This window comes from Neobacillus sp. MER 74, assembly GCF_023714155.1.
The window spans coordinates 166,278-179,574 of sequence record NZ_JAMAUV010000006.1 but is presented as its reverse complement, the minus strand read 5'-3'; the positions used below and the strand labels follow the sequence as shown (position 1 = coordinate 179,574).

Genomic DNA, 13,297 nt, shown 5'->3' with positions numbered 1-13,297 from the left:
TCCTAAAAAGTGAATAAAACGAGTGGAACAACTTCCTATTAATACTCCTTTATCCCAAATTGGTTACAAATAGGAAAAATAATAGCTCTGAGATTAATGGAGTTCTTTCTAAGACTCGCTGTTTAAATAGTATGAGCACATGGAGAGAAATATGACTAGCTAGCAGGGGAGGAACAGCAAAAAAAGTCCCCAGCCGCAGCTGAGAACTTTTAAAATTAAACATGTAAGAAATTTGCTACACGTTCTTCCTCTAAGATGTTACCCACAAAGAAAGAGCCAAATTCTCCATATCTAGCACTTACTTCATCAAAACGCATTTCGTAGACAAGCTTTTTAAACTGAAGGACGTCATCTGCAAACAAGGTTACGCCCCACTCATAATCGTCAAAACCAACGGAACCGGTGATGATTTGCTTCACTTTTCCAGCGTATGTACGACCAATCATTCCGTGGCTGCGCATTAAATTCTTACGCTCTTCCATCGGCAGCATGTACCAGTTATCGTTACCCTCACGTTTTTTATCCATTGGATAGAAGCAAACATGCTTTGTTTTAGGAAGCGCTGGGTAAAGCCGCGCTAAGATTTGTGGATTTTGGTATGGATCCTCCCCAGCGGGCAAATAGTTACTAAGCTCGACAACCGACACATAAGAATGGGCAGGAATCGTAAATTCAGCCAATTTTGTTTTATTGAATTCGGTTTCAATTTGGTTTAGTTCTTCCATCGTTGGACGAAGAATCATCATCATGAAATCGGCTTTTTGACCAACAATTGTATATAAAGCATGACTGCCTTCTTTACGTTCCTGTGTGGCATTCCACTTCTCAACTAGACTTAAAAACTCGTGGATGGCGGCCTGGCGTTCATCACTAGGGAGCATTTTCCAAGTTGTCCAATCAACCGTCCGGAAATCATGGAGGCAATACCAGCCATCTAGCGTTACTGCTGCTTCACTCATTATAATCACTCCTAAATAATCATTCTTCTTATTAACAATCTTTACTATAACATAGTTTGACCCAGTGGCGCGCGAATAAACCTATCTAAGCAAATCAATGGATATTTTTCATGGGAAAAGTAAATCATAAAAACTAGCGCGTATTTTTTTGAAAACATAAACTTTTTAGATGAAAACGCTATCTTTGAGTCTTATCATTGAAATTTTAAAAGGGTAAAGTATGCTAATTTATGTAGGTTGATTAAGGGAGGATTTAGTAGTGAGTGATTTATTTGAAGGATTAAAGCAAAAAATTTCAGGCCGTGATTTGAGAATTGTTTTTCCAGAAGGATTAGATGAGCGGATTGTCAGAGCGGCAAGCCGTTTAGCAGAGGAAAAACTGATCACACCGATTTTAATTGGCAATATCGAAAAGGTTCAGGCGAAAGCAGCAGAGCTTGGCGTTTCTTTAGATGAGGCAGAAATTTATGACCCAGCAAGCTATGCGGGCATGGACGAGCTGGTTTCAGCTTTTGTTGACCGCCGAAAAGGGAAGGCAACCGAAGAGGATGCACGCAAAATTTTACTTGATGAAAACTACTTTGGCACTATGCTTGTTTATTTAAATAAAGCACACGGTCTTGTCAGCGGTGCGGCCCACTCCACGGCTGATACAGTGCGCCCAGCATTACAGATCATTAAGACAAAAGAAGGCGTCAAGAAAACGTCCGGCGTATTTATCATGGTTCGTGAGGATGAAAAGTATGTGTTCGCTGATTGTGCAATTAATATCGCTCCAGACAGCAATGATTTAGCAGAAATTGCGATTGAAAGTGCGAAAACCGCTCACATGTTTGATATGGAACCGCGCATTGCGATGCTCAGCTTTTCAACGAAGGGTTCAGCGAAATCTCCTGAAACCGAGCGAGTGGCTGAGGCAGTCGCGGAGGCAAAGCGTCGTGACCCATCGCTTGTTTTAGACGGGGAATTCCAGTTTGATGCAGCATTTGTTCCATCGGTGGCAAAAAGCAAGGCACCCGATTCTCCGCTGCAAGGAGATGCGAATGTGTTCATCTTCCCGAGCCTTGAAGCTGGAAACATCGGCTACAAAATTGCACAGCGCTTAGGCGGATTTGAAGCAGTTGGACCGATTCTGCAAGGCTTAAACGCTCCAGTAAACGATTTATCACGTGGATGTAATGAAGAAGATGTCTACAAGCTGGCGTTAATTACAGCAGCACAAGGGGTATAAGAGTTAGTTTGCAAGGAAGGGCTGGTCCATTGTTAAGGTGGATTGGCCTTTTTGGGTTTGTTTTACCAATTTTTGTATAAATGTGCTGAGGCTTTGTAAAATTATCATGATTTTCGTAAATAAAGTATAATACTTTGTATAATAACTATCGGATTTTGTATAAATCCTATTAAAAACTATTAATTCAACTCAAGGAGCCACCGAAATGGAAGGATTACTGCGTCAGCCGCAATGGCGGATTATCGATCAATCAGCGGCGGGCATTCATTTTCAAGCATTGCAATCATTCGGGACCGATGATACCCTGTGTGCCTCCGTTGGTTCGGGTCAGGCACCAGCCACAGCCAGGACGTGGGTTCACCACAATACGATCGTTCTCGGCATTCAGGATACTAAGTTGCCATTTTTACCAGCAGGTATTCAGTTTTTACAGGAGCAGGGCTATCATGTGATTGTCCGAAACTCCGGCGGCCTCGCGGTTGTTCTCGATGAAGGCGTCCTCAATATCTCGTTGATTTTTCCAGAGGCGGAAAAAGGGATTGATATTAATCGCGGCTATGATGCGATGTGGCAGCTCATTCAACATATGTTTGCTGATTTCCCGCATCAGATTGAGGCTCGGGAAATTGTCGGTTCTTATTGCCCGGGAAGTTATGATTTGAGCATTGCGGGGAAAAAGTTTGCCGGTATCTCGCAGCGCCGTCTTAAAAAAGGGGTCGCTGTCCAGATATATCTCTGTGTGAACGGCAGCGGCGCTAGGCGAGCCGAACTGGTGAGGGAATTTTATAAACTAGCAAAACAAGATGCAGAAACGAAATTTGCATACCCAGAAATTGTTCCAGAGGTTATGGCGTCGCTTGCGGAATTGCTCGGAACCGATCTTACCGTTGCCGACGTGATGCTCCGTCTACTAAACCAGTTAAAGGATCACAGCGGGCTCTTGTATGCGGGTCCATTAAATGAGTATGAGCTGGGGTTATTTCCAGGTTATTATCAACGGGTCATTGACCGAAATGAAAAAATTAACGCCATGTAAAAAGCCGTAAATCCCGAATAGTCGGATTTACGGCTTTTTTTCAAAGAGATGTTGCGCTTTTGCTCTTCTCCCTAATGCTCTTTATTCAGCTACCTTTTCTAAATTTCCGTTTCGGTCCATTTTAAATTTCGTAGCCGGTCTTTCTTCTTCTTCAAATAATACAAGCTTGCGGGCGCGGTTCATGATCTTCATTAAGGTCTCGTAATCTTCTTGAATTGTTTCTGTATTTTGCTCAAGACCCTCAATTTTAGCGGCCATTTCTTCATTTTGGCGTCTTACTTCTGCCAACTCTCTTTTTAATCTTTCATTCTCACTTTTTAATGCTTCATTTTGCAGATTGGAATGATGAAAGTTTTGCAAGTAAGTAATAACGGAATCAAGCGAAAGCTCTGTGTTATTTACCTGACGATAGGTTTGAGCTGGTGTTTGAACCTGTGCTTGGGTATAAACAGGTGCTTGTGATGGTGTCGAAGCAGAAGGGTTTACATACGTTTCCTCTGCCATCTCTGCTGTCATATCTGGCATGTCAAAGCTAGTTTCCAGCGGCATGTCCATTTGAGCTGGGATTGCATCAAACTCCGGTGCTCCAGTGAGCGGCGGGCTATATAGCAGCTTTTTCTTGCCGCCTTGCTCTTTCCCTAACACTCTTTGTCTTTGTTTTCGCTGCTTTTTCGCTAATTGTAGTGCTTTTTCGTAACGATGACGAACAACAGCATTCCATCTGAATCCACAAGCCGCTGATGTACGATTCAGTTTATCGCCTACTTCTTCAAAAGCGTTTAGCTGCGTACTTCCTTCTCTTACATGCCTAAGGACAGTTTCGGCTAAAAGCAAATCATTCTCATCTGTCCATGCGTCTTGACGAACTTTCATATGTTCAACTCCCTTTTCTAGTTTTTGGATGAACCCGCCCATGCTTCTTGACGAGTTTTTAAAAGTTCTAGTCTTAGGATGGACAAGTTTTTGAACCTTTATACCAAAATGGTTGCAAGGATAGTAGATTTTTTTAACGAGTTTAGTAAAGATTGCAACTTGCATTCGAAAACAAGAAAATGTAAAATACCAGAGGAGTTAATCGGTTGTTTTAAGCTATCCAAGCTGGATAAACTATAGATATAGATTGCAATGACAGTTATTAAGAAAGGGGTGTCTTACATGTCCAATGAATTTCGCGTATGCGACGATTGTCAGGCCGTGAATTTAAAGACATTGATCCCTCGGTTAAAAGAACTAGATCCAGAGGCTGAAGTCAAAATTGGCTGCCAATCCTACTGCGGACCTGGCCGGAAAAAGACCTTTGCCTTCGTCAATAACCGCCCCGTTGCTGCATTAACGGAAGAGGAATTAATGGAGAAAGTGAATAAAAAGATAAAATGATCACCTCAGTCGTAGAAACTCAGGTGATTTTTTTCCCTCATCCATGTCGAAAAATCGTGTAGAATTTTGCTGAAAATAGGGTGGTTTTTGGGATATAATAGAAAATAATAAAGTAAAGGGCATGAGGCTCTTTAACGCCAGGAGCAAGTTTACGAGGGAGAGGGAAGTCTATGGCCTATTCGGCGGAAAAACTTAGTGAAGAAAAAGTCTTTAAAGACCCCGTCCATCGCTACGTCCACGTACGTGACCTGGCCATCTGGGATTTAATCGGAACGAAGGAATTTCAGCGCTTACGGCGCATCAAACAGCTCGGAACAACATTTTTAACCTTCCATGGCGCTGAGCACAGCCGCTTCAACCATTCTCTAGGTGTCTATGAAATTGTCCGCCGCATTATTGATGATGTGTTTGCGGGGAGACCGGAATGGAATGATGATGACCGCCTGTTGACCCTATGTGCCGCGTTGCTCCATGACCTTGGCCATGGTCCGTTCTCCCATTCATTTGAAAAAGTATTTGATTTTGACCATGAGGAGTTCACCCGGCAAATTATTTTAGGGAATACCGAAGTCAATAACGTGCTGCTGCGTGTGGGGCCAGATTTTCCTAAAAAAGTAGCTGAAGTGATTGCGAAAACATCGGAGAAAAAGCTGGTGGTCAGTATGATTTCCAGTCAAATTGATGCCGACCGGATGGATTATTTACAGCGGGATGCCTATTTTACCGGCGTCAGCTATGGTCAATTTGATATGGAACGTATTTTGAGGGTGATGCGGCCGCGCGAAGATCAAGTAGTCATTAAGAAGAGCGGCATGCACGCAGTCGAAGATTATATTATGAGCCGCTACCAGATGTATTGGCAGGTGTATTTCCACCCGGTATCACGCAGTGCGGAGGTTATTTTGACAAAAATTCTCCACCGCGCTAAGCAATTGTTTGAAGAAAACTATACTTTTAAATACGAACCCATCCATTTTACGTCGATTTTCAATGAAAAGGTAACCTTAGAAGACTATGTAAAATTAGATGAATCGGTGATTTTATATTATTTTCAAATTTGGCAGGAAGAGTCAGATCCTGTTTTAAGCGACCTCTGTCGTCGGTTTGTTAACCGCAATCTCTTCAAGTTTGTTGAATTTGACCCAGCAAAGGAATACAAAAAGCTCGCTGAACTAGGTTCCTTATTCAAAAAGGCAGGGTTGGACCCTGAATACTATTTAGTGGTCGATTCCTCGTCGGATTTGCCGTATGATTTCTACCGTCCCGGTGAGGAGGAAGAGCGGCTCCCGATTCATTTGTTGATGCAAAATGGGGAATTGAGGGAGCTTTCTCGCGAATCGGAGATTGTTGATGCGATTTCGGGAAAAAGAAGAACCGACCATAAGCTCTATTACCCGGCTGATTTTGTTCTTGATGATTCGACTAAAAAGAATGTGAAAAAGCAAATCCGTGCCCTTTTAGAGTTATAGATCGATTGGTAATAGGTGATTGGTGATTGTTGTTTGGTGCCTGACACCCAAATGGAGTAGGAGATGACGAACGTTGTTAAATGATCATGCGAAACTGATGCAGGCGGTTATGGTTTCCGGTGAGATTATCGGGCGTAAGAAGCTGCAAAAGATGATATATATTGCGAAAAAGGTGGCATTTCCTTTTCAAGAACGGTTCCAGTTTCACTTTTATGGCCCCTACTCAGAGGAGTTGACGTTACGGGTTGAGGAGCTTTGCAATATGGGCTTTCTCAATGAGGTGAAGGAGAAAAAGGGCGGCTATTTTCAATATCGCTATACCTTGACGGAGCCGGGGAAAGAGTTTTTAAGTTTGAATGAGGTGGACATGCCGTTTTTGCAGGATTGTCTCATTGATATGAATGAACAGAATGCTAGATTCTTGGAATTGGTATCAACGGTTTTATATTTTGATAATCTTTCAAAAGAAGAAGTGGCGGACAAGGTGTTTACATTAAAGGCAAGCCAGCGCTATACTGAGGCGGAAATTGATGAGGCCTATCAGTATATCGAATCGTTAAAGAGAAAAATTCAATAATAAGCTATATAAACACTGCTTGAACCGTGTGCGTACGTGAGGGTTCAGGTGGTGTTTTTTGTTTTTTTTAATGGTAAGTTTTATTTTGATTTAATTTTCTGATAAATAATTATTCTTTTGAATGGAGATTTGTTATGATTTGGATAATGAGGTAAAAAATATAACATTTGAGGGGGTTCCCGCAATGACAGGAACGATTGCAGTCATTATGGTATTTGGCATACCCATTACAGCCATTATTACTACTCATTTTCAGAAACAGTCAAAAATCAAGGCAGGTATGCTGAAGGATGAACTCGAGCTAGAAAAACTTAAACACGTAAATTACTTAGCCGAAACCGAAAAAATGAAACTTGAACTAGAGAAACTGAAGCTAGAAAGCCCAAAAGACGAGATAAAGTTTTTGTAGGAACTAAAAAGGTGTCAGGCACCATGTGAAATTTTCACATGGTGCCTGACACCCAATCTTCGCTTTTCTATTTATTGATCGCTTTTTCGTACGCCAGCGATTCCAAGGTTGCTTTTGCTCATTTCTTCGATCATTACATGGATGGCTTCTTTTGGTGCGCCTGTTGTTTCGCTGACTGCATCCGTTACTTTTGTAACTAGGGCACGCTTTTGATCGTCGGTACGTCCTTCAAGCATTTTTACTGTTACATATGGCATGTTTTTTTCCTCCTCCATTATTATGTATTTAGTGATTAAGCCGCGAAACGATCGCTGCAGCTATTCTATGTTAGTGTTCCATAATTCGACGAAAAGTGCAATAATCGATGATACTTTTGATTTTCTTTTTCTAAACGGTTTCATGTATACTAAAAGGAATATAGATAGATAGAAAACGGAGTCTGCACACGTAAGCGGGGCCTCCGTTTGAGATGGAAGGAGATATGGTGTTGGAAAATTTCAATTTTCTTGCCTATCCGTTAAGCATGATTCCTTATTTGGCAATTACCCTGATGATTGCCTTTACGTTTCATGAATTTGCCCATGCGTTCGTTGCCTATAAATTCGGTGACATGACCGCACAAAAACAAGGCCGGTTGACGTTAAATCCGCTCAAACACCTTGATCCGATCGGCACGATCTTAATATTTATTGCCGGCTTCGGCTGGGCCCGTCCGGTACCGGTGAATCGCTTTTTCTTTAAAAAGCCTCGTCTAGCTGGAATACTCGTTTCTGTTGCCGGGCCGCTCAGCAATCTGATTTTAGCTTCACTCGGATTTGTTGTCGCATTCGGGTTAAGCCGTTTCGGTGCAGCCCCGTCTGAAAGTTTTTATGATTTTCTGGAAATCTTTATCCGGCTTAATATTGTTCTGTTTATCTTTAACTTGCTGCCATTCCCGCCGCTCGATGGGTACCGGATCATTGAGGACTTAGCGCCGAACCATGTGCGCGCGAAAATGACGCAATATGAACAGTATGGCGGGTTGATTTTTCTAATTTTAGTGTTTACCCCGCTTGATCGCTATACGATCGAACCTATATTTGCGGTTGTCATTCCGTGGGTATGGGATGGGTTAAGTCAATTCTTCAGGATGTTGTTTTTTTAGGAGGTTTTGAATTTTAATGGAAGAAAATAAAAAGAAGCTTGGTTTTAATATCATCAAGAGTGATCCGACCGATGGTCATAAAGGCTTTGGAAAAGGTGCTTTGAGTCTTGATAATGTGTCACCTGTCATCATTGATGTCGATGCTGGCGAAGCGGAGATTGATGTCGGTGCCATGCATGCCCGCAGCGTAGTGGAAAAGGGCATTAAATTTTTGAAAAATCAAGAAGAGGTGCCGAACGGAAAACCGTATTGGCTTGTGTGGGTATCGATTGACCGCAACGAAGAAGGCCCATACTACGCGGGTGTGACAGCCTGCTTCATGACCGTTGACCGAGAAATCCGGCGCGGCTACAAATCCTTGCCAGAGCACGTCAACCGCATGGATAAGTCGCTGAAGCGTCACATCATTGTCGACGATATGGATGCGAATTCGAAAAGGGTATTAGCGGAATTCTTACGTAATCATAATCAAGTTTTGTGGGACAACTCAACGGATGAACTCAAACAGGGTTTATTGGCAGAATAGGAAATTAATGCTTGTAATTTTTTTGAAAATTATAGTATCATATTGAGTGTAAAAACAATGTATTACTAGGACAAGAAAAGCTCCGGAATTTTCCGGAGCTTTTCTATTTAAATAAAGTGTTCTTCTAAGTCCACGGCATAATTTTCTTATACCAAGGAACTTTCTTCGTGCTTTTATGTTTCTCTGGCAGTGCCTCGTGATTGCCTAGATGTTCGGTGCAATATTCGGTTGGTTCAGTACCGCTGACGAAATAGGTGAAGCGGCGCACCGGGCAATCCTTGGTCGCCAATTTGCCATTCTCGGGGTTGACATATACCCCTTTGACCCCTTCCTTCGGTGCCTTAAACGCCTTGACGGGCTTGCCTTTGAGTGCCTCTTCCATAAAATTGGCCCAAATATTTTTCGCATACGTTTTTTCCGCCACCAGCTCAATCGGTTTTCCCATATCATAGCCTGCCCAAACCGCTGTCACGAGCTGCGGGGAGTAGCCAATCATCCAGCTGTCGGTTTCAGTTGAGCCCGATTTTCCTGCATAAGGCCGGGTAATATCATTGATGACCGTGCTGCCTGTAACTTTTGCATATCCGTTAAGTTTTGGATCAAAAATCCCCGTCAGCATTTGCGTCATCACATACGCCTTAGCAGGGTCTAACACCTTTTCTGTTTCTTCTTCTTTTTCGTAAATCACGTTGCCATTGTAGTCTTCCACTTTCGTAATCAAGGTTGGATGAACCTTTTTTCCACCATTAGCAAACAGACTATAAGCATTCGCCATTTCGATGACGCGGACACCAGAAGTCCCCAATGCCAAGGACGGTACATGTGCCATTTTTGAAGAAAGCCCGAATTTCTTCGCTGTCTCGATTAAAGTCTCTTCTCCTAAAAATAAATGCGTTTTGACGGCAAAAATATTATCGGAGACAGCGAGAGCCTGAGCGAGGGTGATTTCCCCGTTGGCATATTTATTGTTAAAGTTATGCGGCGTATAGTCAGGCTGGCCATCATCAAAATGGAAGGTCGTAAACTCACTGCGCATCGTCGATGATGGTGTAAAGCCTTGCTCAAGGGCCGCGTAGTAAAGAAGCGGTTTGATCGTTGAACCAGGCTGCCTGATGGCTTGAACGGCACGGTTAAAGGGACTTTTTTCATAGTCCCGGCCGCCGACCATCGCTTTGACATAGCCGTTTTTGGGATCCATCGCAACAAGACCGACTTGAATTTCTGATAGATTCGCTACATATTTATGAACTTGATTTTCGGCTGCTTCCTGCTGCTTGCGGTTCAGCGTGGTATAGACCTTTAATCCGCCAAGGGCAATCGTGCGGTCATCTAAATGCAATTGATTTTTCAAGGCATTTCTGACGGCATCCTGAAAATATGGGGCAACCTTCACTTTTTGCGTATTGTGAGTACCCTCGATGGTCAAAGGCTGCATCGCCGCATCGAGGGCGTCCTTTTTATTGATGTAATGATTGGATACCATACTTTTTAAAATAATCGCTTGACGGCTTTTCGCATGTTCCATTGAGGCCAGCGGAGAGTAAATGCCCGGACCTTTTGGAATCCCCGCCAGCATGCTTGCTTCGGCAAGCGTCAAGTCAGCTGCCTTTTTTCCAAAATAATATTGGCTGGCTGCCTCTACCCCATAGGCACCGTTGCCATAGTAAATCGTATTTAAATAGCCTTCAAGAATTTCTTTTTTGGAATAATTCATCTCGATGCGGATGGTATAAAAAGCTTCGTGCAGCTTCCGCGTCCACGTCTTATCATGTTCGAGGAATAGATTTCGCGCATACTGCTGAGTGATTGTGCTTGCACCCTGTACCTTTGAAAGGGCTTGGACATCGGCTAGCAGCGCACCAGCGATTCTCTTAAAATCAAAGCCATGGTGCTCGTAGAAATTTTTATCTTCAATGGAGATGGTCGCATCAACCAAATCCGGTGAAATATCCTTCAAATTGGTCCAATACCGTTTTTGTCCGCTGTTGCTCTCGCCAATCAATGTCCCGTCATCTGCAAAGAGTAAGGTGGATTGCGGAACGGCGAGCGGTGGTGCCCCTAGAATTTTTGCATAGGCAAGAATTCCGAGGAAGAGAATAAGCATACAAACCATGCCTATCAAACTGATGATAATAACTGCCCGTAAATATTTAATGGTCTTTCGAAACCCTTGATCCGTCATGATTTCCATGATGTTCACCACCCCTTTTTGAAATGCGGAGGCGCTTTTGCCAGCCTCGTTTTTTCCAGTTTTTAAAAAATTAGATAGTAATAGTATTGAAAAAATAGAGTCTTTTTAAACATTTATTGGTTTATTTATTTAAATTTTGCTAGACTTTTTCTTGTGTTTGTAATTCAATGGTTTGGGTACTATAAAATTGAATGATTACTTGGTATGTATAAAACTGAAATCAGTTGAAAGGAAGCGGTAAGCATGTCAATTTGGTTTACAGAAAAGCAAACTGAACATTTTGGAATCACGATGAGAGTAAATAAAACCTTACATACAGAACAAACTGAGTTTCAAAAGCTGGATATGATTGAAACTGAAGAGTGGGGAAATATGCTTCTTTTAGATGACATGGTGATGACATCGGTCCGTGATGAGTTTGTATACCATGAAATGGTGGCACATGTTCCGTTATTTACACACCCAAATCCGGAGAATGTCCTAGTGGTCGGCGGCGGCGATGGCGGTGTCATTCGTGAAGTGTTAAAGCACCCGAGCGTGAAAAAAGCGACGCTTGTTGATATTGATGGCAAAGTTATTGAGTACTCCAAGAAATTTTTGCCGGAGATTGCTGGCATGCTCGATGACCCGCGTGTTGATGTTCAGGTGGATGACGGCTTTATGCACATTGCGAACAGTGATAATCAGTATGATGTGATTATGGTCGATTCTACTGAGCCAGTCGGTCCAGCTGTGAACCTATTTACTAAAGGTTTCTATGCAGGAATCTCGAAGGCGTTGAAGGAGGACGGCATCTTTGTGGCGCAGTCGGATAATCCGTGGTTCAAAGCGGATTTGATTCGTAATGTCCAACGCGATGTGCGCGAAATCTTCCCGATTACACGTTTGTATGTCGCGAATATTCCAACGTATCCAAGCGGCTTGTGGGCATTCACGATCGGTTCAAAGAAATATGACCCATTAGAAGTAAGCGAAGACCGCTTCCATGAGATTGAAACCAAGTACTATACCAAAGAACTGCACAAAGCCGCCTTCGTGCTGCCGAAATTTGTTGGGGATTTGGTGAAGTAATAGATGGTCTTGACGACCGAAGATGGGAAAAAAGAGGCTTTAAGGTAGCCAATGGGGCTTCTTGACGACCGAACTTGAGAAAAAAGAGGTCATAGGGTCGTCAAAAATCATTTAAGGAACCGTAATAGGTACTAGATAGAGAGTGAGGGATACATAGATGCGTTTTGATGAGGCGTATTCAGGAAATGTGTTTATTAAGAGTCATCCGAATTTTGAGGAGAGTCAGGTTGTATTGTACGGGATGCCGATGGATTGGACGGTTAGTTACCGCCCGGGTTCACGGTTTGGTCCGGCCCGCATCCGCGAGGTGTCGATCGGTTTAGAGGAGTACAGTGCCTATCTTGACCGCGAGTTAGAAGAGGTAAAATACTATGATGCAGGCGATATTCCGCTTCCATTCGGAAATCCGCAAAAGAGCATCGACATGATTGAAGACTTTGTTGACCAAGTCCTTGCTGCAGGCAAGTTCCCGCTTGGTATGGGCGGAGAGCATCTAGTTTCATGGCCGGTTATGAAAGCTATGTATAAAAAATATCCAGATTTAGCGATTATCCATTTTGATGCACATACAGATTTGCGTGAGGAATATGAAGGTGAACCGTTATCGCACTCGACCCCAATCCGCAAGATTGCGGAACACATTGGACCGAGCAACGTCTATTCGTTCGGGATTCGTTCCGGGATGAAGGAAGAGTTCGTGTGGGCGAAGGAAAACGGAATGCATATTTCTAAATTTGAAGTGCTCGAGCCGTTAAAGGAAATCCTTCCAACACTTGCTGGCCGTCCGGTCTATGTGACAATCGATATCGATGTCCTTGATCCAGCGCACGCACCAGGCACAGGAACGGTGGATTGCGGCGGTATTACCTCGAAAGAGCTGCTTGCTTCTATTCATGCGATTGCTCGTTCCGAGGTGAACGTCGTCGGCGGTGACCTTGTCGAAGTGGCACCGATTTATGATCCATCCGAGCAAACCGCGAATACTGCTAGTAAGTTAATCCGTGAAATGCTCCTTGGCTGGGTGAAATAAACAGAAAAGCGGGTTTTTGGTGCCTGACACTTTTGATGTCAGGCATTTTTTGATTTGTTCACCAGCAATGTTTATAATAGAAAAAGTATGCATTAGAGCAGATACGTCAATTATGAGGACTAGAACCATTCCAAAGAATGAATCTGAGATCCTTTTTAAAAAAGAAAAGCGCAAGCGCCCTGGTCAGCGGCATATGGCCTGGAGCGCTCCAACCGAGATAAAGGAAACACGAAGAGCGCCAGCGATTCGATGTTGACTTATCGTAGGGCGGAGAGCG

At 43.1% G+C, this 13,297-nt stretch carries 14 protein-coding genes; 10 read left to right on the top strand and 4 right to left on the bottom strand.

The genetic code is table 11. The features are described from left to right. Positions 1-215: 215 nt before the first annotated feature. Positions 216-959, bottom strand: a complete 744-nt coding sequence (gene hemQ / locus M3610_RS13015; protein ID WP_098571574.1) for a hydrogen peroxide-dependent heme synthase — start codon at positions 957-959, stop codon at positions 216-218. A gap of 259 nt (positions 960-1,218) precedes the next feature. Between hemQ and pta the strand changes: the two genes are divergently transcribed. Continuing rightward, positions 1,219-2,190 (top strand): phosphate acetyltransferase, encoded by a 972-nt coding sequence (gene pta, locus M3610_RS13010; RefSeq protein ID WP_098571573.1) that lies wholly within the window; start codon positions 1,219-1,221, stop codon positions 2,188-2,190. Positions 2,191-2,395: 205 nt separating this feature from the next. Next, complete coding sequence (gene lipL, locus M3610_RS13005; protein ID WP_098571572.1) at positions 2,396-3,226, top strand: octanoyl-[GcvH]:protein N-octanoyltransferase; 831 nt, start codon at positions 2,396-2,398, stop codon at positions 3,224-3,226. 81 nt (positions 3,227-3,307) lie between these two features. On the opposite strand, the gene M3610_RS13000 is transcribed toward lipL, so the two are convergent. Next, complete coding sequence (locus M3610_RS13000) at positions 3,308-4,099, bottom strand: RsfA family transcriptional regulator (RefSeq protein ID WP_251459593.1); 792 nt, start codon at positions 4,097-4,099, stop codon at positions 3,308-3,310. Positions 4,100-4,381: 282 nt separating this feature from the next. Here M3610_RS13000 and M3610_RS12995 point away from each other — a divergent pair, with 282 nt between their 5' ends. The 4 genes from M3610_RS12995 (at position 4,382) to M3610_RS12980 (ending at position 7,058) form a co-directional block, all read left to right on the top strand. Further along, entirely contained in the window at positions 4,382-4,603 is a 222-nt protein-coding gene (locus M3610_RS12995) for a YuzB family protein (protein WP_144551753.1), read from the top strand. Between the two features lie 170 nt (positions 4,604-4,773). Further along, positions 4,774-6,072, top strand: coding sequence for an HD domain-containing protein (locus M3610_RS12990; protein WP_098571569.1), 1,299 nt, complete (start codon positions 4,774-4,776; stop codon positions 6,070-6,072). 73 nt (positions 6,073-6,145) lie between these two features. Next, positions 6,146-6,649: a YwgA family protein gene (locus tag M3610_RS12985; RefSeq protein ID WP_251459591.1), complete on the top strand. Its 504-nt coding sequence runs from the start codon at positions 6,146-6,148 to the stop codon at positions 6,647-6,649. A 184-nt stretch (positions 6,650-6,833) separates the two neighbouring features. Beyond that, the gene (locus M3610_RS12980; RefSeq protein ID WP_251459590.1) at positions 6,834-7,058 is read left to right on the top strand and encodes a hypothetical protein; all 225 of its coding nucleotides are present in this window, start codon (positions 6,834-6,836) and stop codon (positions 7,056-7,058) included. Positions 7,059-7,129: 71 nt separating this feature from the next. Here the strand turns inward: M3610_RS12980 and M3610_RS12975 are convergent, their stop codons facing one another. Then, positions 7,130-7,315: a 2-hydroxymuconate tautomerase gene (locus tag M3610_RS12975; RefSeq protein ID WP_026568172.1), complete on the bottom strand. Its 186-nt coding sequence runs from the start codon at positions 7,313-7,315 to the stop codon at positions 7,130-7,132. 266 nt (positions 7,316-7,581) lie between these two features. Between M3610_RS12975 and M3610_RS12970 the strand changes: the two genes are divergently transcribed. Both M3610_RS12970 and M3610_RS12965 read left to right on the top strand, forming a co-directional pair. Then, the gene (locus M3610_RS12970; protein WP_251459741.1) at positions 7,582-8,202 is read left to right on the top strand and encodes a site-2 protease family protein; all 621 of its coding nucleotides are present in this window, start codon (positions 7,582-7,584) and stop codon (positions 8,200-8,202) included. A 16-nt stretch (positions 8,203-8,218) separates the two neighbouring features. Beyond that, complete coding sequence (locus M3610_RS12965; protein ID WP_251459588.1) at positions 8,219-8,728, top strand: YwhD family protein; 510 nt, start codon at positions 8,219-8,221, stop codon at positions 8,726-8,728. 124 nt (positions 8,729-8,852) lie between these two features. Here the strand turns inward: M3610_RS12965 and M3610_RS12960 are convergent, their stop codons facing one another. After that, on the bottom strand, positions 8,853-10,919 hold the full coding sequence (locus tag M3610_RS12960) for a transglycosylase domain-containing protein (protein ID WP_251459739.1): 2,067 nt from the start codon (positions 10,917-10,919) through the stop codon (positions 8,853-8,855). A 243-nt stretch (positions 10,920-11,162) separates the two neighbouring features. Between M3610_RS12960 and speE the strand changes: the two genes are divergently transcribed. Both speE and speB read left to right on the top strand, forming a co-directional pair. Then, positions 11,163-11,990: a spermidine synthase gene (gene speE / locus M3610_RS12955; RefSeq protein WP_098571562.1), complete on the top strand. Its 828-nt coding sequence runs from the start codon at positions 11,163-11,165 to the stop codon at positions 11,988-11,990. A gap of 157 nt (positions 11,991-12,147) precedes the next feature. Further along, entirely contained in the window at positions 12,148-13,020 is an 873-nt protein-coding gene (gene speB, locus M3610_RS12950; protein ID WP_098571561.1) for an agmatinase, read from the top strand. Positions 13,021-13,297 lie beyond the last annotated feature (277 nt).

Coding starts and splice junctions, on each gene's coding strand:
- hemQ (WP_098571574.1), bottom strand. CDS start 959: ATGAGTGAAGCAGCAGTAACGCTAGATGGCTGGTATTGCCTCCATGAT.
- M3610_RS12960 (WP_251459739.1), bottom strand. CDS start 10,919: ATGGAAATCATGACGGATCAAGGGTTTCGAAAGACCATTAAATATTTA.
- speE (WP_098571562.1), top strand. CDS start 11,163: ATGTCAATTTGGTTTACAGAAAAGCAAACTGAACATTTTGGAATCACG.
- M3610_RS12965 (WP_251459588.1), top strand. CDS start 8,219: ATGGAAGAAAATAAAAAGAAGCTTGGTTTTAATATCATCAAGAGTGAT.
- speB (WP_098571561.1), top strand. CDS start 12,148: ATGCGTTTTGATGAGGCGTATTCAGGAAATGTGTTTATTAAGAGTCAT.
- M3610_RS12975 (WP_026568172.1), bottom strand. CDS start 7,315: ATGCCATATGTAACAGTAAAAATGCTTGAAGGACGTACCGACGATCAA.
- M3610_RS13000 (WP_251459593.1), bottom strand. CDS start 4,099: ATGAAAGTTCGTCAAGACGCATGGACAGATGAGAATGATTTGCTTTTA.
- M3610_RS12970 (WP_251459741.1), top strand. CDS start 7,582: ATGATTCCTTATTTGGCAATTACCCTGATGATTGCCTTTACGTTTCAT.
- M3610_RS12995 (WP_144551753.1), top strand. CDS start 4,382: ATGTCCAATGAATTTCGCGTATGCGACGATTGTCAGGCCGTGAATTTA.
- M3610_RS12980 (WP_251459590.1), top strand. CDS start 6,834: ATGACAGGAACGATTGCAGTCATTATGGTATTTGGCATACCCATTACA.
- lipL (WP_098571572.1), top strand. CDS start 2,396: ATGGAAGGATTACTGCGTCAGCCGCAATGGCGGATTATCGATCAATCA.
- M3610_RS12990 (WP_098571569.1), top strand. CDS start 4,774: ATGGCCTATTCGGCGGAAAAACTTAGTGAAGAAAAAGTCTTTAAAGAC.